This is a genomic window from Flavobacterium sp. KH_001 (genome assembly GCF_057840745.1).
In genome coordinates this window covers 1-20,803 of the sequence record NZ_CM174520.1, presented here as the reverse complement: position 1 = coordinate 20,803, position 20,803 = coordinate 1, and the positions used below count along the sequence as shown (strand labels likewise).

The window sequence follows — 20,803 nt, the reverse complement described above, 5'->3', positions numbered from 1 at the left end:
ACAAAAAACCATCAAGAAAACTTGATGGTCTTAAGAATGGTTGGTTTGGTTTTATATTAATAATAAGTAAAACGTCTCACTTTAGCAATATACTTTGCTAAACGGATTACTTGATGACTATATCCATATTCGTTATCGTACCAAATATAAAGTACGATGTTCTTGCCATCTTTAGAAACAATTGTTGCGTTGCTGTCATATATCGATGGAGCAGAAGTTCCTACTATATCAGAAGAAACCAATTCATTATTTAAGGAATATTTGATTTGCTCTACAAGTTCTCCTTCTAAAGCGTATTTTTTCATGATTTTATTGATGCCTGGTATAGAGGTTGCTTTTTTAACTTCTAAGTTTAGTACCACCAACGATCCGTTTGGAACTGGAACTCTAATAGCATTTGAAGTTAATTTTCCTTCAAGGGATGGAATTGCTTTTGAAACTGCAGTTCCGGCACCAGTTTCGGTAATTACCATATTTAATGCAGCAGCTCTTCCGCGACGGTATTTTTTATGCATATTGTCAACCAGATTCTGATCGTTTGTATAAGCATGAATGGTTTCTAAGTGACCTTTTGCAACTCCTAAAGTGTCTTCAATAACTTTTAAAATTGGCGTTATAGCGTTTGTAGTGCAGGATGCTGCAGAAAAAATATTTATTTCGTCCGGGTTGTATTCGTTATGATTAACCCCATGAACGATATTTGGAACTCCTTTTCCAGGTGCCGTCAATAAAACTTTGCTAACTCCATTTGAAGTTAAATGCCTTTTTAGAGTCTCCTCTGTTGTAAAGGCACCAGTATTATCAATAACTAAGGCATCATTGATTCCGTATTGTGTGTAATCTATTTCTTCCGGAGTATTAGCGTTTATAATGTGAACGGTGGTTCCGTTAATGATTAAAGCATTATTCTTTGAATCTGCAGTAACAGATCCCTGAAAATCGCCATGAATTGAATCATAACGCAATAGAGAAGCTCGTTTCTCTAAAGTTGCAGCATCACTTTTATCACGGGTTACAATTGCTCTCAAACGCAATTGGTTTCCTTTACCGGTTTTTGACATTAATTCTCTGGCTAACAAACGTCCGATTCTTCCAAAGCCATATAAGACAACATCCTTTGGCTGAATTTCTTTGGTTGATTTGGCTTTTTTTAGCTTTTCCATCACAAAATATCTTGCATCCGGATATTTTTCTTCTTCTAAAAGATATTCGTAGGTAAGTTTTCCTAAATCTAATTTTGCAGGCGGAAAATCTAATGACAAAATCACTTTTGCAATTTCAACAGAATCAAAAATACTAATAGGTTTGCCAACGAATTCACCTGCGTATTGATGTAAATTGATTATGTCACTGACATTTTTATCCAATAATTGGTTTTTAAATAAAACCATTTCGATGGATTTGTCGTACCATAAATCACTTATGACTTTTATTAATTCGACACCAGCTCTTCTTCGGTCGACTTGTAACGATACCTCTTTTTGGTACAAAGATTTTTTACTCATAATTGATTAAATTGAAAAAATAAAATGCTCACTATTTTAAAATTTGGCGCAAAAGTATCCATTTCAATCGATTTCGTAAACTATTTTATGATTTATTTTTGAAAATAAAAAAGCCACCTTAATTTCTTAAGATGGCTTTAAGGATTTTCAGTCTTAGCTACAGTTTTATTTTTTTAGCTGAAAACTGTGACTAATAACTGTGACTAAATAATTATTCTGAAGATTTCTCCATTTCTGTTTATCATTTCGATGCGAACGCTTTGTCCTTCATCTTTTTTACTTAAAAGTTTCGAAACGGTTTCAACATTTGTTGCTTTAACATTATCGATGCTTAATATAATGTTTCCTTGCAACTCATTTTGATATTGCATTAAATTGTCATTGGTTATGTTTTTAATTTTAACACCATAATCAATTCTGAATTTCTTTTTGTCAGCAGCATCGATATTTTCTAATTCTATCCCTTTAAATTCGGTACTAAAAAATTCATTTTTGCTTAAAGTTACCGGAACTGTTCTCGTTTGTCCATCTTTCATATAAGTGACTTTGACAACATCGTTTGGTCGTTTCGTATTAATGTAACCTGAAAGATCAGCATAAGTTGCAATGTTTTGATCATCCAGTTTTACGATAATGTCACCTTTTGTAAGTCCAGCTTTTTCAGCTCCGGAATTTTTAGAAACTTTACTGATATAAAATCCTTGCGTTTGAGTTACGCCTAATTCTTTCGATGCAGTACTATTTAATTCACCACCTTCAACACCTAAAATACCTCTTTGCACATTACCAAATTCCATAATGTCTTCAATGATTTTTCTGGCAATATTAGAAGGGACCGCAAATGAATATCCAACATAAGAACCCGTCATTGAGGAAATCATCGTATTGATTCCAATTAATTCTCCTCTGGTATTTACTAACGCTCCACCGCTATTTCCAGGATTTACAGCCGCATCAGTCTGAATGAATGACTGAATTCCGCTAGTGTCTAAATTTCTGGCTTTCGCCGAAACAATCCCCGCAGTTACGGTTGAAGTTAGGTTATACGGATTTCCAACTGCCAAAACCCATTCGCCAATTTTTACATTATCAGAATTAGCAAAAGCAGTATATGGTAGTTTTTCATCGGCATTGATTTTTAATAATGCGATGTCCATTTTTGAATCGGTACCAATTAATTTTGCCGTATATGATTTCTTGTTGTTTAAGGTAATTTCAATTTCAGAAGCATCTTTAATTACGTGATTGTTAGTCACAATATATCCGTCTTCAGAAATAATAACACCAGAACCAGTTCCTACTTGTTCTTGTTGTTGTTGACCACCATATCCATAGAAAAATTCCATCATAGGATTACTAACTGTCCTTCTCGAAACGTTCTTTACGTGAACAACAGTATGGATTGTCTTATCTGCAGCAGCAGTAAAATCAACCGTTTCAGCTGATAATGCAACATTTCTGCCAAATGAATTGGGGGCTAAAGTAACAACAGAATTTTCTCTTCCAAAAAAAGAATTGTTGCCATCAAATAATAATTTGTAAGCACCAAGTGTAGTAGCACCACTTAGTAATGATACTAAAAATAAGCTTGAAAATCTTTTCATAATTAGGATTTATGTTTAAGTTACTAACGTAAAATTAAAGGAAAAAATTATTTCAAAAAATGCTTTAACGCTCTTTAACATTGATTAACATTTCATTAATTAATAGTTCGTACTTTTGTACTTATTAATAGACTAAAAATGCAAATAGAATTTTATAAATATCAAGGTACGGGCAATGATTTTGTAATGATTGACAATCGTACTAATTTTTTTCCAAAAGAAGATATTCAACTGATTGAGCAATTGTGCGACAGAAGATTTGGAATTGGCGCTGACGGACTTATTTTACTTGAAAATGATTCGGATACAGACTTCAGAATGGTTTATTACAATTCTGATGGAAACGAAAGCTCAATGTGTGGTAACGGAGGTCGTTGTTTGGTAGCTTTTGCAAATCAATTGGGCGTTATCGATAATCAGGCTATTTTTATGGCAACGGATGGTCTGCATCACGCTTCTGTCGGAAATGATGCAATTGTTTCCTTGCAAATGATTGATGTTGATGAAATACAAAAGAAAGATTCTTATACTTTTTTGAATACAGGCTCGCCACATCACGTGCAGATCGTTGAAGATTTGAAAAATTATAATGTAAAAGATAGCGGAGCATCGATTCGTTACGGTGAACTATATGGAGAAAAAGGAAGTAATGTTAATTTTGTAAAGAAAATTGATGAGGATACTTTTTCACTTCGTACGTACGAAAGAGGCGTTGAAGATGAAACTTTAGCGTGTGGAACAGGAGCAACAGCTGTTGCAATTGCAATGAATGCGACTGGAGAAACAGATAAAACATCTATCAATTTAAATGTTGAAGGAGGAAAGCTAAATGTTTCTTTTGATAAAATGGGAGATCATTTTACCAATGTTTTCTTAACTGGTCCGGCAAAATTTGTTTTTAAGGGAACAATTGAAATATAATTCAATTTTCAACTTTGAAATTCCAAATTCCAAAAATCTAAAATCAGCAATCTAAAATTAAATGATCACACTCAAAGGAGAAAATATCTATCTGCGTGCCTTAGAACCTAATGATTTGGAGTTTGTGTATGCGATGGAAAATGATCAAAGTATTTGGGAAGTCAGTAATACGTATACGCCATATAGTCGTTTTCTGGTACGTCAATATCTTGAAAATGCTCATCAGGATATTTATGAGGCCAAACAATTGCGATTGGCTATTTGTCAGGATCAGGATTTTCCTGCTATTGGATTAATTGATTTATTTGAATTTGATCCGAAGAATAATAAAGCAGGGGTTGGAATCGTTATTCAAAAGAATGAAAATAAAAGACAAAACATAGGTTCTGAAGCATTAGAACTTTTAATTAAATATGCTTTTTATAATTTAAATTTACATCAGCTCTACGCAAATATTAGTGTCGAAAATGTAGCTAGTATAGCTCTTTTTACTAAATTTGGTTTTGAGAAAATAGGAATTAAAAAAGATTGGATCTTGCTGAATAACCACTATCTAGACGAAGCAATGTACCAGTTAATTAACAAACAAATTTAAAATTTAGACTTTGAGCTTAAAAAAAATTATCACGATAACTGCTGTAGCCGTAATTTCAGTTTTAATGATTTACGGATTTATTTTGATCAGCAGAATTTTTAGCGCCAACACAAAATTTGAGGAAAAAGAACTTTATGTCTATGTTCCAACTGGTGCCAATTATACCGATGTTAAAAAAATATTAGAACCATATATTAAGAATTTCGAAAACTTCGAAATGGTAGCAGATAAGAGAAGCTATCCTGAAAACGTAAAATCAGGACGTTTTTTGCTTAAAAAAGATATGAATAATATCGATTTGGTTCGTGCAATGCGTTCTAACGTTCCAGTTAAGTTAGCTTTTAACAATCAGGAGCGTCTAGAGAATTTTGCTGGAAGAGTTGGTTCTGAAATCGAAGCAGATAGTTTGTCTCTAATGAAAGCAATTAAAGATTCGACTTTCATGGCAGCGAATGGTTTTAATGAAGATAATGTTTTTGCCATGTTTATTCCAAATACTTATGAAGTGTATTGGAATACCTCTGCAGAAAAATTCCGTGATAAAATGATCAAGGAATACCACAATTTTTGGACAGATAAAAGAATTGCAGAAGCAAAAGAACAAGGTTTAACACCTGTTCAGGCTACTATTTTAGCTTCAATTGTTCATAAAGAATCAGTTAAAAAAGACGAAAGACCTAGAATTGCGGGAGTGTATTTAAACCGTTTACGTTTAGCAATGCCTTTGCAAGCTGATCCGACTGTAATTTATGCTTTAAAATTAAGAGATAACAATTTTGATCAGGTTATAAAAAGAGTATTTTATAATGACTTAGTAATGAAATCTCCCTATAATACTTATGTAAATATTGGGTTGCCTCCAGGACCAATTGCAATGCCTGATATTACGGCTCTTGAAGCAGTTTTGAATCCGGAGAAAAATGATTATATCTATTTTTGTGCTAGTGTTGAGCGTTTTGGATATCATGAATTTGCTTCAACTTTAGCAGAACACAATGTAAATGCAAAAAAATATTCTGACTGGATTGCTAGTCAAGGTGTAACAAGATAGTTTTTTAATTACTTTATAAAATTTAACCGAAGCGCAAAAGCTTCGGTTTTTTTGTTTTTGGTGGTTTCATTATTTTTAAGAAGGTGATCATTTGTAAATTTCCATTTGAATTAATTTTTCAAGTTTTAAAAAGTAAAAGAATGAAATGTAAGGCCTTTTTAAATTTAAAAAAGGCAAAATTCAGGTTAAATGTCATTTATTTATCTGTAAACAAATCGTAAATATTGTAGGTTAAGTATTGTTATTTTAACAAAATTGCTAAAAATTTGATAAAAATGATGTTTTTTAAATTTATTTTTTAGCGCTTTTAAAGCAGATTTGAAATCTTCGATTTATGCTCGAAAAGGGCATCATTAAAGGGATCAAGTGCAATTTTATAATTCTTAAAATCGGTTAAGTTGTTGGTTGTCAGTATTGTTTTGTTTTGATTATCTTTGCACTGTAGAAATTTCAAGAGGGTGACAGCGTTTTGAAGAAAAACAATTTATGATAAAGAAATGGTATTTTTATGCGAGTTTAGTCGTTATTATTACATTTTTAACTTTGGGTTTTAAACCCTTTAATCTAGAAACCAAACCTTGGTTTTTAATAGAAAAAACAGATGGATCAGAATACTTATTTCCATCGCTAGATAAGGATGATTATCCTGAATCAAACAAATTAAACGTCCCATACACGGGAAATCATCTAATCGGTTTTAAAGAAGCAGTTGCTTTTAAAGAGTCTCAGGGGAAATACCGTTTGGTAAATTCACTTGGTTACATGGGCAAATATCAATTTGGTCCTCAGGCATTGAGATCGATTGGTGTTCGCAGTGGAAAGGCATTCTTAAAAGATCCTGCTTTGCAAGAAAAGGCATTTATTGCGTTATTATCTAAAAATAAATGGATTTTGCGAAATGAAATCCAAAGGTATGAAGGCAAAATCATAAACGGTATTGCCATCACCGAATCCGGAATTTTAGCGGCCGCACATCTTGGTGGCGCCGGATCAGTGAAAAACTTCTTTAAAAATAAGGGGAATAGGTATTTTAGAGATGCTTATGGAACTTCATTAAGAAGTTATATGAAAGCCTTTGGCGGTTATGATCTCTCTTATATTGAGGCAGATAGTAACGCAACGATACACTCGATGTAATTTTGCGAGTTAAGAACATTACAAAAACCTGCAAGGGATTGCAGGTTTTTTTGGTATAAATAATATTTTCAGTCGTTCGTAAAATCATGCCTTTGGAATTTTTGAAACAGAATAGTTTAGTTTTTCAGTTCCTTTAGAGAAATTTCTGAAATTCTTGTTACATCATCGTTATTGTTCCCGAAGAAAATAATGCGTAATATGCTTGCAGTACAGGTATTTATTGTATATTTTTCTATTTGCAGAGATTTGCCCGAACTTTCGCCCTTGAACATAGAAATAAATTGCCCTCCACCGCAGGAAAGTTGAACTTCAAACTTGTATTTTAACTCGTTTCCTTTTCCCCATGCGATTTCAATTTCTTTTGGAGTGGCATTACTTTCCAGTTGAAAATCTATTGAAACATTTTTTTCTTTGGCCGTCCAGAAAGTTTCTAAGTTTTTATCGAACATTTTTGATTTATTAGGTTCATTTGTAGACGGCTGAACATAATTTTGTATTCTGTTGTCAGTAGAAATTTTAGCCAGCATTTCTTCTATTTTATCTTTTTCGGCAATCGCAAATTTTCCTTCCAATTTTAGATCGGTAGAGGATGCACCAATATAGACTTTAAATTCACCAGGTTCTACAACCCAGTTGTTATCTTGGTTTAACAATTGAATATCTTCTGGTTTTAATGTATAAACAATCGTTTTTGTCTCATTTGGCTTTAAGTTCACTCGGTCAAATCCTCGCATATTTATATCATAGGTAGTTACACTACTTACTAAATCGCGATAGTACATTTGTACAACTTCATCTCCTTCTCGTTTTCCTGTATTAGTTACATCAAAACTTACATTGATATTGCCGTCTTTGGTTTGAACTAATGGAGAAATTTTAAGGTTGCTGTATTTGAAAGTTGTATAACTTAACCCATAACCAAAAGGATATAAAGGATTGTTTACGCCCGCCGGTCCGGCTGGAATTTGCGAAGCTGGTTTATAGGGGAAATTTAACGGTATTTGTCCGACTGTTTTAGGAACTGTAACGGTAAGTTTACCACCAGGATTATAGTCGCCAAATAGAATATCGGCTACAGCTTCGCCACCTTCTGAACCTGGGTACCATGCAGCTAGTATTGCAGGGATGTATTTATCTGCCCAGTTAATACTTTGCGGTCGACCACTAATGATGATCAGGATAACAGGTTTTCCCGTAGCATAAATGGCTTGTAATAATTTTAATTGTCTGCCTGGAAGGTCTAAACTTGTTCTGGATTTATTTTCCCCACAAGTTTTTCCATTACCACCTAGCACTACAATAGCTACATCAGCTTCGTTGGCTTGTTTTACTGCTATGTCAATTTCAGCTTGTTCTTCTTGAGTTAGCGGGAATTCGATTATTTCTGATTCCGGCCAATTTTTGTCGATAATATCGCATCCTTTTGTATAAGAGACTTCGGCTGATTTTCCGAGTTTGTTTTTAATTCCTTGTAGCACTGTTGTTACATCCACTGCAACAGGACCATAATGCGTTAAGGCATAGGCAGCATCATCTGCATTTGGCCCTGATATAGCTATTTTTTTTATTTTGGATCGGTCTAAGGGAAGTGCATTCTTTTCATTTTTTAAAAGGACAATACTCTCTCTCGAAGCTTGCAAAGCTATCTTTCTATTTTCGTTATTATAAACAATTTCGTCGGCTTTTTTAGGTTCTTTTATATAAGGATTGTCGAAAATGCCTACTATAAATTTCACTTGCAGTACATCACGAACCCTTTCATTAATTATTGTTTCGGTAATCTTACCCTCTTTTATAAGTTCACGTAAAGGCAATACATAACTATCTGGTGAGCGAAATGTGCAGCGCACATTTAAACCTGCATTAACAGCCTGAAGAATTGCATCTTTAGGACTTTCGGCGGTACGGTGTTTTTCATACATATATTCTACGGCATCACTATCTGAAACGACGTATCCTTTAAAGCCCATTTCTGTTCGTAATTTATCTATTAGCCAGTATTTAGAACCTTGTATAGGAACGCCATCATAATCATTATAAGAACTCATGACGCCCAGAAGTCCTGCTTCTCGAATGACACGTTTCCACGGATATAAATGAATATTTTCTACTTCACGAGGAGATATTTGAGGATCTACACGAGAAAATCCTTCACGAGCTCCTTTGTTATTACTATACGCGGCAAAGTGTTTTGCAGTGGCTGCAACCTGAAAATTGTGTTGTAAGCCTTTTGTCATCTGGATACCGAGTTCTGCTACCAAAAAAGGGGATTCTCCGTAAATCTCTTCGTAACGTCCCCATCGTTGATCACGGCCTACATCTAAAATTGGTGCATATACATTGGTATATCCTAAGATGCGTGCTTCTCGTCCTGTAATATTCCCTATTTTAAATACCAAGTCTTTATTCCATGTATGTCCGATTCCTAATTGTGTTGGAAAATTAGTAGCCTTGTAGCTTTCTATACCACGAATCCCTTCATTAGTGAAGTCAACCGGAATTCCCAAGCGGGTATTTTCGATAAACCAACGCTGTACTTCATTAATCGCCCAAGCATGGTTTGATGCTGGCCAAACATTTGGATCGTCTTGTGGCTGAACTCCCCAGCCTCTAAAACCATTTAAGTGTTCATCAATATTAGCAACACCATCTTTCCAGATTTTCGTTTTCCATTGGTCAATAGGAAGAGGATCGGTCAAAACTCGTTGGTAACCATAAAGAGTTACCATTTGCATGGTTTTCTCGTCCATAGTCATTTGTGACAATAGGTCCTCAACACGATCTTCTAGCTTTGCATGAGGATTTTCATAGATATCTTTTTTTCCATTTTTATTAAAATCTATCCAATCCTTTTTGTAGATTTTATTGTCTGGTTTATACGTTTTTTTTTGTGCCAAAGCTCCTACGGATAATAGAAACAGGAGGGACAGTAGTAAATTTCGGTTTAGTAACATGGTCTTTTATATTTAATGGAAAATGATGGTTAGTATTAGGATAGTAAAAAAATGTGTTCGTACACACAAATATATAAAATTTTTACGTGTGCGCACACGTATTTTATTTATTTTACGTGTTTTCAGAGGGAATCATTAGATTCTATTTTGTAAAAAAAGGGAAAATAAATGTGGAGAAAGGTAATTATGTCTATAGCCGGGGAAAGGAGACTGTATTTATATTTAGGCAATGTCAAAAAAACACACAACGAAAGGATTTCAAATTTTACCCAAAAAACCGAATGGATTCAGTATGAAGTGATTTTAAATAATAAGTCCTCCTAATTTTTTAGGAGGACTTATTTTAATCAATTAATATTTCTAAGATTTTAATTGCTGCTTCACTAATCTTTGTTCCTGGTCCAAAAACGGCAACTGCACCGGCATCAAATAAGTATTGATAATCTTGTGCGGGTATAACACCGCCTACAATTACCATTATATCTTCGCGGCCGTGTTTTTTAAGTTCTTCTATTACCTGCGGAACCAAAGTTTTATGTCCGGCAGCCAACGAAGAAACTCCCAATATATGGACATCATTTTCAACGGCTTGTTTTGCAGCTTCAGCCGGAGTTTGGAAAAGCGGACCAATATCAACATCAAAACCAACGTCAGCGTAGCCGGTTGCAACTACTTTTGCGCCTCTGTCATGCCCATCTTGTCCCATTTTGGCAATCATAATTCTGGGACGTCTTCCTTCTTGTTTGGCAAAGACATCTGCTAATTGTTTTGCCTTTTCAAAATTTTCGTCGTTTTTTATTGCTGCACTATACACACCGCTAAAGGATTTAATTTGCGCTTTGTACCTGCCAAAAATACTTTCCAGAGCATCGCTGATTTCACCTAATGTAGCTCTTTCGCGCGCTGCTTCGGTTGCGATTTCTAATAAGTTTCCTTGTCCGGTTTTGGCACAATGAATTAATTTTTCCAGTGATTGATTTACTTTTTCAGTATCTCTTTTTGCTTTTATTTCTTCAAGACGTTCAATTTGTTGCTTACGAACCATTTGGTTGTCAACATCCAAAATATGCAATGGATCTTCTTTTTCTAATCTAAATTGATTAACACCCACAATAATATCTTGCCCGCTGTCAATTCGAGCTTGCTTTCTTGCAGCAGCTTCTTCAATTCTCAGTTTCGGAATTCCGGCTTCAATGGCTTTTGTCATTCCGCCTAATTCTTCTACTTCTTCAATTAATTTCCACGTTGCATCTAAAATTTCATTTGTTAAACTTTCAACATAGTAACTTCCAGCCCATGGATCAACAGTTTTAGTTATCTTAGTTTCCTCCTGTAGAAAGATTTGCGTATTACGGGCAATTCTTGCAGAAAAGTCTGTTGGTAAGGCAATTGCTTCATCAAGTGCATTGGTGTGTAAGGATTGTGTTCCTCCAAAAGCAGCTGCAGTTGCTTCGATACAAGTTCTGGCTACGTTATTAAAAGGATCTTGTTCTGTTAAACTCCATCCACTGGTTTGGCAATGCGTTCTAAGTGCTAATGATTTATCACTTTTGGGATTAAATTGCTGAATTAATTTTGCCCAAATCATTCGGCCTGCTCTCATCTTGGCAATTTCCATAAAATGATTCATACCGATAGCCCAAAAGAAAGAAAGACGAGGAGCAAAATCGTCGATTGTCATTCCGGTTGAAAGTCCTGTTCTAATATATTCTAAACCATCTGCCAAAGTATAAGCCAATTCAATATCGGCAGTTGCACCTGCTTCCTGCATATGATATCCTGAAATTGAGATAGAATTGAATTTTGGCATTTTTTTGCTCGTAAATTCAAAAATATCAGCAATGATTTTCATTGATGGCGTTGGTGGATAAATGTAAGTGTTACGTACCATGAACTCTTTCAAAATATCATTCTGAATAGTTCCGGATAATTTCCCGATGGCAACACCTTGTTCTTCTGCAGCCACAATATAAAAGGCCATAATAGGCAAAACGGCTCCGTTCATCGTCATCGAAACCGACATTTCATCTAATGGAATCTGATCAAACAATACTTTCATATCTTCGACAGAATCAATCGCAACACCTGCTTTTCCAACATCGCCAACTACTCGCTCATGATCTGAATCGTAGCCGCGATGGGTTGGTAAATCAAAAGCAATTGAAAGTCCTTTTTGTCCGGCAGCTAAATTTCTTCTGTAAAAAGCATTACTTTCTTCAGCTGTTGAAAATCCGGCATATTGACGAATAGTCCACGGACGTCTGACGTACATCGTGGCATACGGTCCGCGTAAATTTGGTGCAAAGCCAGCTCCAAAATCAAGAAATTCTAAATTTTCAATATCTTTTTCAGAGTATGTTTTTTTAAGTTCAATACCTTCAGCAGTAAAAAAGTTGTCAGCTAAAATGTCGGACTTTTGACTTTCGACTTTTAACTTTTGACTGTCCAGATTAATATGTTTAAGGTCTTTTCTTATCATGGAGACACTTCGTTTTGTTGGGTTATTAATTACTTTGAAAAAGATTATTCAAGTTCTAAGCGTTCTTGTTCCAGTTTCTCAGCTAATCTTTTTTCTATTATGGGTGTAATTAATGTTTTTCTTGGTTTTATTTTTACAAAAGGAAACAATTCTAAATCGTGTTTCATTTTGTCTTCTTTGTTTGGATATTTATTCGTTCCTAGTAAAACTTCTTTTTTTGAATCGAATAATTCCTGTTCTTTTGTTGCACTTTCCTGAATTTTCTTTTTAATAGTACCATCATTTAAAAGTTTTAAAAAACCACCATCATCTTCAATATCCTTGAATAATTTTAAACTTTTTTCTGCTAACTGTGTAGTTAAACTTTCAATGTAATAACTTCCATCAGCAGGATTATCTACTTTGTCAAAATAACTTTCATGTTTTAGAACGAGCAATTGATTTCTCGCAATTCGGTCGCCAAATTCATTGTCTTTGTGATATAAAGCATCATAAGGTAAATTTGCGACGGCATCTGCACCACCTAAGATAGCCGACATGCATTCGGTTGTAGTACGAAGCATATTGACATTGTAATCGTAAATCGTTTTATTTCTTTTGGTTGGTGTGACTAATAAATGGCATTCAATTTCAGGATTATATTCATCGGCAATTAATTTGAAAAGCATTCGTAAAGCACGAAGTTTTGCAATTTCAAAGAAATAGTTCGTTCCAACAGAAACCTGAAACACAAATGGTTTGGTAATGTTTGGTAAACGATTTAAATATTCGTTTGCGTGTGCTAAACTATAAGCAATTTGTTGTGTAATATTGGCACCGGCATTTTGGTATAAACCCAGATCGACGCTTAGTAAGGAAAGGTTTGTTGTTGCTTTTGCAATATTTTCAATCGTTTCAAAATTATTTTTATCTGATGTTGGAAACCAATTTCCTTCTCTGGCAAAATGTCCAATTGGATCAATATTGCAGTAAAAAACAGTTTTTTTTTGTAAAGAAATAGTATCTAATTTTTTTACGAAATCGATTGAAATAAAGTTCAAATTAAAGTAAACGATTCGGTTTTCTAAAGGAAGTGATTCCAATAAATTTTGAATGTCGATTTTTTCGTTTTCAATTGTAAAACGTAAACTTTCAGCACCTCTTTCAATAGTATTAATAGCTCTTTGAATCGATTTCTCGATGTCGTAAACAAAAATATTTTGACAGATTTTAAAATTGGAAGCCTCCGTTTTTACGGCTGCTGCTTTTGAAAATTCATCTCTGTGATAAAAAGGCTTTACCTGAATATCTTCCGGAGAATTCCAAATTACGGTTTGATTGTATTCGGCTCCATCTAATTCAAACTGAATTTTTTGTTTCCATTGTTTGGATGAAATCGGATTAAAATCGTCGAACAGGGTAGTGGCCATTGGGTGTTTTTTCTAATTATTCTTTGTCTTGAATGGTATCTCCTTCAAATTGGATGATGTAAATATCTTCGCTGTCTTTTTTCATAAAGTACTTTTCACGAGCATATTTTTCTATTTGTTCAGGATTTTTAAGTTGCTTGATCTGTTCCTGATCTTTCTTTATTTCTTCCTGATAGTATTTTTTATTGTCTTGTAATTCATTGATTTGTCCATCTAAGAAACGATGATCAAAATAGGAGTAATTGTCTAAAAATAACATCCAGATAACAAAAAAGAGCAGTACCCAAACATATTTATTGCCCAGGAATTTAAACCATGATTTGTTTTTATATGGATTCTTTATTTTCATTTTTAATTAATCGATTGTATCTTAGAGATTTGAGTCGTCTTTCTAGCCCCGATGGAGCCGATATCCTTTTTATGGTTTTTTCTGCCATAAAAAGATAAAGGCGAGAGCGGGAAACAGCTCCTAATTATTATGGACTAAATTTACAATAAAAATTATAAAATTCGCTGATTAATTACGGCACGAACCACATCAATTGCTACTGTGTTGTATTTGTCATTTGGAATAATGATATCAGCAAAAGCTTTTGATGGCTCGATAAATTGCTCGTGCATAGGCTTTAAAGTGTTTTGATAACGATTTAAAACCTCGTCGATATCACGTCCGCGTTCTGAAATATCTCTTTTTAAACGACGCACTAATCTTTCGTCAGAATCGGCATGAACGAAAATTTTGATATCAAAAAGTTCGCGTAACTCCGGATTGGTTAAGATTAAAATACCTTCAACAATCATTACTTTTCTAGGATGTGTCGATACGGTATCGTCAGTTCTGTTATGCTGTATAAAAGAATAAACCGGCTGATCAATTGTTTCGCCTGCTTTTAAAGCTTTAAGATGCTTTACCAGTAGTTCAAAGTCAATAGATCTTGGATGATCAAAATTAATTAATGCTCTTTCGTCAAATGACAAATTGGTTGTTTCTTTATAGTACGAATCCTGTGAAATCACACCAACTTCAGTGTCGGGTAATTCAGTCATAATCTGGTGTACTACTGTTGTTTTTCCACTTCCTGTTCCTCCTGCAAGTCCAATAATGAGCATAAATTTGATATTATATATTTGTTTGGCAAAAATAATAATTTAAGTGAATTGTCTAGGCATATTATTTATTTAAACCATATAAGTAATGTAAGTAAATTTAAGCAAACAGATGTTTAAACAAATTATTATTTAACTGAATTTATATCAGTTATATCGTAAAAACAATAAAAAAAATCCCGACAGCAAGCTATCGGGATTTAGTGCAATCAGTATAGTTTTAATAAAATATTCTGAATTTAGTAAGCACGTAAAATTATTTATTCTTTTTTGCTTTTATCATCATTTCAAGCTGATCCCAAAGTTCTTCCGGAATTGCTTCCAGTAAATTGAACTGTCCGGCTCCTTTTAACCATTCACCACCGTCAATTGTAATAACATCTCCGTTTACGTAAGCTGAAAAATCAGAAACTAGATAAGCCGCTAAATTGGCTAATTCCTGGTGATCACCAACACGTTTCAATGGCACTTTTTTAGCCATATCAAACTTTTCTGCAAGATCTCCAGGCAATAATCTGTCCCAAGCACCTTTTGTAGGGAATGGTCCCGGCGCAATGGCATTAGAACGAATTCCGTATTTTGCCCACTCTACAGCTAAACTGCGTGTCATGGCTAAAACTCCCGCCTTTGCAGTGGCACTTGGTACCACATAAGCAGAACCTGTCCAGGCATAAGTTGTTACAATATTTAAAATTGTAGCAGAAGTTTGTTTGCTGTCAATCCAATGTTTACCGAAGGCAAGTGTACAGTTTTTAGAACCTTTTAATACAATGTCAATAACAGTGTCAAATGCATTTGCAGATAAACGTTCTGTTGGTGAAATGAAATTTCCGGCAGCATTGTTCAAAAGAACATCTACTTTTCCGAATTCTTTCAAAACTGCCTGAAGCATATTTTCTACTTCTTCGTAATGACGAACATCACATTGAAGCGGTAAACATTTTCCACCAGTTTCAGCTTCAAGCTCTGTTGCAGTATTTTTTAGCTTGTCTAAATCTCTTGAAGTGATCGCTACCTGAGCGCCTAATTCTAAGAAATATTTAGTCATTGCTTTTCCTAAACCACTTCCACCGCCTGTAACTACAATCACTTTGCCTTTTAAAGCATCGTCACGTAACATTTTATCTGTATAACTCATACTTTTCTTTTTTTACAATATTAATTAAAATAATAGGATGCATGCATAATAATGTTATAAAATTTTGATAAATTTTATATATCGCACAATTTTTTTGCTGCTGATTCAAGAGTGAAGTTGTCTTTGGCAAAGCAAAAACGTATTAATTTTTGATCTTTATGATCGGAATAGAAAGTTGAAATAGGAATTGCAGCAACGCCGTGATCTATAATTAGCTTTTTGCAAAAGGTAACATCATCATCATCAGAAATAGTGGCATAGGAAGCTACCTGAAAATAAGTTCCTTCACAAGGTTTTAATTCAAATCGGCTGTTTTGAAGGAGTTTTTGAAAATAATCACGTTTTTCCTGATAAAATTTTCCAAGTAAATTCACATCTACAATATCCAAATATTGACTTATAGCAACCTGAGAAATACTGTTGACGCTGAAAACCAAAAACTGATGTACTTTTTTGATTTCTTTCATCAAATATTCCGGTGCGACGGTATAACCAATTTTCCAACCTGTAATATGAAATGATTTTCCGAAGGAAGAAACCATGATGCAACGATTCAAAAGGAAATCTTTAGTATGTGCGGATATATGTTTTTCTTCAAAAGTAATGTATTCGTAAACTTCATCAGATAAAACTAGAATTTCAGGATATTTTGAAAGCAATTTTTCCAATTCTAAAAAATCATTTTCCGTCAAAATCTTTCCCGTCGGATTATGCGGATTATTTATAATGATCATTTTTGTTTTTGATGAACACGCTTTTTCTATTGTTTCCCAATTTGGTGTATAATCATCATTTAAAGCTACACGGACAGGTTTTGCATTGCACAATAAAACAGGAGATTCATAAGAATCATAACTCGGATCCAGAATAACCACTTCATCTCCAGTTTTAACCAAAGCTAAAATTGTGGTGAAAATTCCCTGAGTTGCTCCGGCAGTAACCAAAAGTTCTAGATCAGGATTAATACTTCTATTATATGAACTCTGAATTAATTTTGCAATCTGATTCATCAAAGGCGGATAACCTGCCATTGGTGTATATTGGTGCACATTTTCTTTAGATAATTTTGCCAGAATATCGGTTAATCTTTCATCTACAGGGAAATTTGGAAATCCTTGAGAAAGATTAATTGCATAATATTCGGTTGCCATTTTAGACATTACCGTAAAAATACTAGTCGTTATATTCGGAAGTTTACTCATAATTATATTTACAGAAATTGTATTAATAAAAGTAATTGTTTTTTAAAATAAAATGGGTTTTTATTTTTTAAAGCATAAAAAAGACATTAAAAGAAAGCTGTCTTTTAATGTCTTTTGTTTTTGGATTTGTTTTTATTTTACAATTTCACCGTTTGGTTTGACAACAATTTTGCGAACAGTATTGTCTTTTGCGATTTTCAGGTTATATTCCTTTTTTTTGATATCGCCTTCTTCTTGGGTGTAAAGAAACTTGTCTTTTACTATGGTCCAACCAGGATATTCTTTGTAGATGGCGTAAATTACTTTAGCAGGAAGCTTTACATTCTCATAATTTTCAACTACGCTGGTTAATTTTCCTTTGTGATTATAGGTTGCAGATAATGAACCTTTTGGACATTCTAAGACTACTAAATAAGAATCAAAGCCTTCATAGTCTTTTCCTAAATTATAAGAAATAAACTCTTGTTGAAGTGCAATAACATGTGCATCTGGGTTTCTGTCAGGTAAGTAAACAGAAAAGTCTTTTCCTGCGCTTTTAATTACAACTGCAGGCAGTTCGTCCATTTTAATTTCGCCCTCTTTTAATTCAGAGTTTTCACCCTGAGAAAAAGAGTTTGCCGTTAAACTAAAAAAAGATAAAAATAAAAGAAATGTTTTCATGATATTTTATTTTTTAAATTATTAATAGTTTAGGTTAATCTTAATGATTTAAAATATATGAAGGCTTCTTTTTTTTCTTCCCCTTTTTGATGATGGTTTTTCTGTTAAATCATTAAAGTTCAAGGCTTTGAACAATTTTTTTTTTAATCAGATAAAAGTAATTCTTTTACTAATATCGAAGAGTTAAAATTGTCTTTATTGATTGTTAATTAAACGCGGTTTTGATGTTATTTTTTTGGAGGAAAATGTACTGGATTATTTGTTTTTTAATACGAAAAAAACAATAAACCATGTAATGAAAATATAACTTAGATTGGAATACAGATTAGAAAAAAGATAATTTTTACAATTACATTTTATGAATAATAAATATTGTAGGTCGATTATGTAGATCAACTTTTAATTTTTTCCAATCTGAAATACGCATTGTTTTAATGAATTCTGTTGGTAATGTAATATCTGTCGCAATACAAAGATGTGTTGAAGGATTTAGAATTTGTAAAAGATCTTCTACTAATTTATTGTTTCTATATGGTGTCTCGATAAAAATCTGAGATTGATTTTTGTCCTGAGATAATTTCTCAAAATGTTTCAAAGCCGATTTTTTCTCGTCTTTATCAATTGGCAAATAGCCGTTGAAAGTAAAACTTTGTCCATTCATTCCAGAAGCCATCATGGCTAATAAAATAGAAGAGGGTCCAACCAAAGGTACTACCTGAATTCCTTTTTCATGTGCTAATTTTACAATTACTGCACCTGGATCTGCAACTCCTGGACAGCCAGCTTCACTCATTAATCCAACATTTTTTCCTTCTAATAAAGGTTTGATAAAGTCTAAATGTTCGCTTGGTTCAGTTCGTTTATTAAGAGTAAAAAGTATAAGTTCTGATTGTTTTTTTTCTGGAGAAACTGCTTTTATTGATTTTCGGGCCGTTTTTTCGTTTTCAACTATATAATAATCTATAAAATCGATGCTTCTTTTTACGGTTTGCGGTAAAACATCCATCGGATCGCTTTCACCCATTGTTGTTGGAATTAAATATAGTTTTCCTGGAAGTTTCATGTGATTTATTTTATAGATTATAAAATGAAATAGATTCAATTATTAGCTGCCAAATAATTGAAATATTGATGAGTTAAGAATGTTTTTCGATAAGTTTTTTAGAAATGATCTCAGCAACTTCGTCTAACATTTCGTAAACGTTGTCAAAACCATTTACCGCTCCAAAATAAGGATCTGGAACATCTACATTTTCGCCCGGAAATAATTCGTTTAAAATAAGGTAAACTTTTTCTTTATGTTCAGGTGTTTTGGCAAGATGAATGACATCGCGGTAATTCGAATTATCCATAACATAGATATAATCGAATTCATCAAAATCTGAAGTTTTAAATTGTCTTCCTTTTTGATTGTTAATACATAAACCGTTTTTTTGAGCAACTGCAATTGAGCGTTTGTCAGGTGCATGTCCTATATGCCAGGATCCTGTTCCAGCGGAATCAACTATGAAATTGTCTTTTGGTAATTTAGAAGCCAGAATTCCTTCTGCTAAAGGTGATCTGCAAATATTTCCCAAACAAACCATTAAAATTTTTACTGGCATGATTCGCGTTTATAGCGTTAGTTTTTTGTTGATGTCTTCGACAAATTTTTTGAATTGTTTGTCTGTAGAAACTAAATTGTCAACTGTTTTACAAGCATGTAATACGGTAGCGTGATCGCGATCTCCAATTTGTGAACCAATGTTTGCCAAAGAAGCTTTAGTGAATTTCTTCGCAAAAAACATGGCCAATTGTCTCGCCTGAACAACGTGCCTTTTTCTGGTCTTCGATTGAAGCGTTTCAATATCCAACTGAAAATAATCAGACACAATTTTTTGAATATAATCGATAGAGATTTCTCTCTTCACGTTCTTAACAAATTTCTCTACAACACTTTTAGCCAACTCGATCGTAACCTCTTTTTTATTGAAAGAAGATTGAGCAATTAATGAAATAATCGCACCTTCAAGTTCACGAACATTGCTTTTGATATTGCGGGCAACATATTCAATAATGTCTTCCGGCATTTCAACACCATCGCGGTACAAAATGTTTTTTAAGATTGAAATACGGGTTTCGTAATCTGGCTGATGTAACTCAGCAGATAATCCCCATTTAAAACGAGATAATAATCGTTGCTCAATATCCTGCATATCAACAGGAGCTTTGTCTGAAGTTAAAATTACCTGTTTTCCATTTTGGTGCAGGTAATTGAAAATATGGAAAAATACGTCCTGAGTTCCTGATTTTCCAGATAAAAACTGAACATCATCAATAATCAAAACGTCAATTAATTGATAGAAGTGAATGAAATCGTTACGATTATTCTTTTTTACCGAGTCAATATATTGTTGTGTGAAAATTTCGGCAGAAATATATAAAACCGTTTTTTCAGGATATTTATCTTTTACTTCAACACCAATAGCGTGTGCTAAGTGGGTTTTTCCTAAACCAACTCCACCAAAAATCAACAACGGATTAAATGACGTTCCTCCAGGCTTATTGGCAACAGCCATACCTGCAGAGCGCGCCAAACGGTTTGAGTCTCCTTCTAAGAAATTGTCAAAACTGTAGTTTGCGTTTAATTGCGACTCAATTTTTAAATTTCTAATTCCGGGAATTACGAAAGGATTTTTAAGTTCAGGATTTAGGTTTTTGAACGGAGCATCAACCTCTTGCGGTTTCATTGGTACTCTGTTGGCACTTGGCAACTGTTCGGTAAACGGTTGTTTATTGCCATAAGTGTTCTCCATTTTAATTTTATAGAGTAACTTTGCGTTTTTTCCCAGTTCTTTGGTAAGCGCAACTTTCAATAATTTTACATAATGCTCTTCGAGCCATTCGTAGAAAAATTTACTTGGTACCTGAATATATAATGCGTTGTCGGTTAGCTCAACTGATTTGATTGGTTCGAACCAAGTTTTATATGCTTGATCTTGAATATTGTCCTTTATAAAAGACAAACAGTTTTCCCATACCGATTGAGCAGTTTTAGTCAT

Annotated in this window: 17 protein-coding genes; 4 read left to right on the top strand and 13 right to left on the bottom strand. The window is 33.7% G+C overall.

Annotated features, from left to right (window positions below):
* Positions 1 to 56: 56 nt before the first annotated feature.
* On the bottom strand, positions 57 to 1,505 hold the full coding sequence (locus AC3ITQ_RS00085; protein ID WP_489236308.1) for a glyceraldehyde-3-phosphate dehydrogenase: 1,449 nt from the start codon (positions 1,503 to 1,505) through the stop codon (positions 57 to 59).
* A 203-nt stretch (positions 1,506 to 1,708) separates the two neighbouring features.
* Positions 1,709 to 3,109 (bottom strand): trypsin-like peptidase domain-containing protein, encoded by a 1,401-nt coding sequence (locus AC3ITQ_RS00080; protein ID WP_489236307.1) that lies wholly within the window; start codon positions 3,107 to 3,109, stop codon positions 1,709 to 1,711.
* 138 nt (positions 3,110 to 3,247) lie between these two features.
* On the opposite strand from AC3ITQ_RS00080, the gene dapF reads away from it, so the two are divergent.
* The 4 genes from dapF (at position 3,248) to AC3ITQ_RS00060 (ending at position 6,813) form a co-directional block, all read left to right on the top strand.
* Complete coding sequence (gene dapF, locus AC3ITQ_RS00075) at positions 3,248 to 4,030, top strand: diaminopimelate epimerase (protein ID WP_489236306.1); 783 nt, start codon at positions 3,248 to 3,250, stop codon at positions 4,028 to 4,030.
* Between the two features lie 61 nt (positions 4,031 to 4,091).
* Complete coding sequence (locus AC3ITQ_RS00070; protein ID WP_489236305.1) at positions 4,092 to 4,625, top strand: GNAT family N-acetyltransferase; 534 nt, start codon at positions 4,092 to 4,094, stop codon at positions 4,623 to 4,625.
* 10 nt (positions 4,626 to 4,635) lie between these two features.
* Positions 4,636 to 5,676, top strand: a complete 1,041-nt coding sequence (gene mltG / locus AC3ITQ_RS00065) for an endolytic transglycosylase MltG (protein WP_489236304.1) — start codon at positions 4,636 to 4,638, stop codon at positions 5,674 to 5,676.
* Positions 5,677 to 6,162: 486 nt separating this feature from the next.
* On the top strand, positions 6,163 to 6,813 hold the full coding sequence (locus AC3ITQ_RS00060; RefSeq protein WP_375032359.1) for a peptidoglycan-binding protein LysM: 651 nt from the start codon (positions 6,163 to 6,165) through the stop codon (positions 6,811 to 6,813).
* 116 nt (positions 6,814 to 6,929) lie between these two features.
* Here the strand turns inward: AC3ITQ_RS00060 and AC3ITQ_RS00055 are convergent, their stop codons facing one another.
* The 11 genes from AC3ITQ_RS00055 to dnaA form a co-directional block, all read right to left on the bottom strand.
* The gene (locus AC3ITQ_RS00055; protein ID WP_489236303.1) at positions 6,930 to 9,767 is read right to left on the bottom strand and encodes a glycoside hydrolase family 3 C-terminal domain-containing protein; all 2,838 of its coding nucleotides are present in this window, start codon (positions 9,765 to 9,767) and stop codon (positions 6,930 to 6,932) included.
* A gap of 343 nt (positions 9,768 to 10,110) precedes the next feature.
* Positions 10,111 to 12,246, bottom strand: a complete 2,136-nt coding sequence (gene scpA / locus AC3ITQ_RS00050) for a methylmalonyl-CoA mutase (protein ID WP_489236302.1) — start codon at positions 12,244 to 12,246, stop codon at positions 10,111 to 10,113.
* A 44-nt stretch (positions 12,247 to 12,290) separates the two neighbouring features.
* Positions 12,291 to 13,655, bottom strand: a complete 1,365-nt coding sequence (locus tag AC3ITQ_RS00045; protein ID WP_489236301.1) for a methylmalonyl-CoA mutase subunit beta — start codon at positions 13,653 to 13,655, stop codon at positions 12,291 to 12,293.
* Between the two features lie 16 nt (positions 13,656 to 13,671).
* Positions 13,672 to 14,004: an FtsB family cell division protein gene (locus AC3ITQ_RS00040; protein ID WP_489236300.1), complete on the bottom strand. Its 333-nt coding sequence runs from the start codon at positions 14,002 to 14,004 to the stop codon at positions 13,672 to 13,674.
* A 152-nt stretch (positions 14,005 to 14,156) separates the two neighbouring features.
* Entirely contained in the window at positions 14,157 to 14,765 is a 609-nt protein-coding gene (gene udk / locus AC3ITQ_RS00035) for a uridine kinase (RefSeq protein WP_072973231.1), read from the bottom strand.
* Positions 14,766 to 15,018: 253 nt separating this feature from the next.
* Entirely contained in the window at positions 15,019 to 15,900 is an 882-nt protein-coding gene (locus tag AC3ITQ_RS00030) for an SDR family oxidoreductase (protein ID WP_489236299.1), read from the bottom strand.
* Between the two features lie 74 nt (positions 15,901 to 15,974).
* Complete coding sequence (locus tag AC3ITQ_RS00025; protein WP_489236298.1) at positions 15,975 to 17,102, bottom strand: methionine aminotransferase; 1,128 nt, start codon at positions 17,100 to 17,102, stop codon at positions 15,975 to 15,977.
* A gap of 132 nt (positions 17,103 to 17,234) precedes the next feature.
* Positions 17,235 to 17,762 carry a hypothetical protein gene (locus tag AC3ITQ_RS00020; RefSeq protein WP_375032366.1) on the bottom strand — a complete coding sequence of 176 codons (528 nt, stop codon included), beginning with the start codon at positions 17,760 to 17,762 and terminating at the stop codon, positions 17,235 to 17,237.
* A gap of 349 nt (positions 17,763 to 18,111) precedes the next feature.
* Complete coding sequence (locus AC3ITQ_RS00015) at positions 18,112 to 18,825, bottom strand: SAM-dependent methyltransferase (protein WP_489236297.1); 714 nt, start codon at positions 18,823 to 18,825, stop codon at positions 18,112 to 18,114.
* Positions 18,826 to 18,898: 73 nt separating this feature from the next.
* Positions 18,899 to 19,366, bottom strand: a complete 468-nt coding sequence (locus AC3ITQ_RS00010) for a low molecular weight protein-tyrosine-phosphatase (RefSeq protein ID WP_489236296.1) — start codon at positions 19,364 to 19,366, stop codon at positions 18,899 to 18,901.
* 9 nt (positions 19,367 to 19,375) lie between these two features.
* Positions 19,376 to 20,803: a chromosomal replication initiator protein DnaA gene (gene dnaA, locus AC3ITQ_RS00005; RefSeq protein ID WP_041517015.1), complete on the bottom strand. Its 1,428-nt coding sequence runs from the start codon at positions 20,801 to 20,803 to the stop codon at positions 19,376 to 19,378.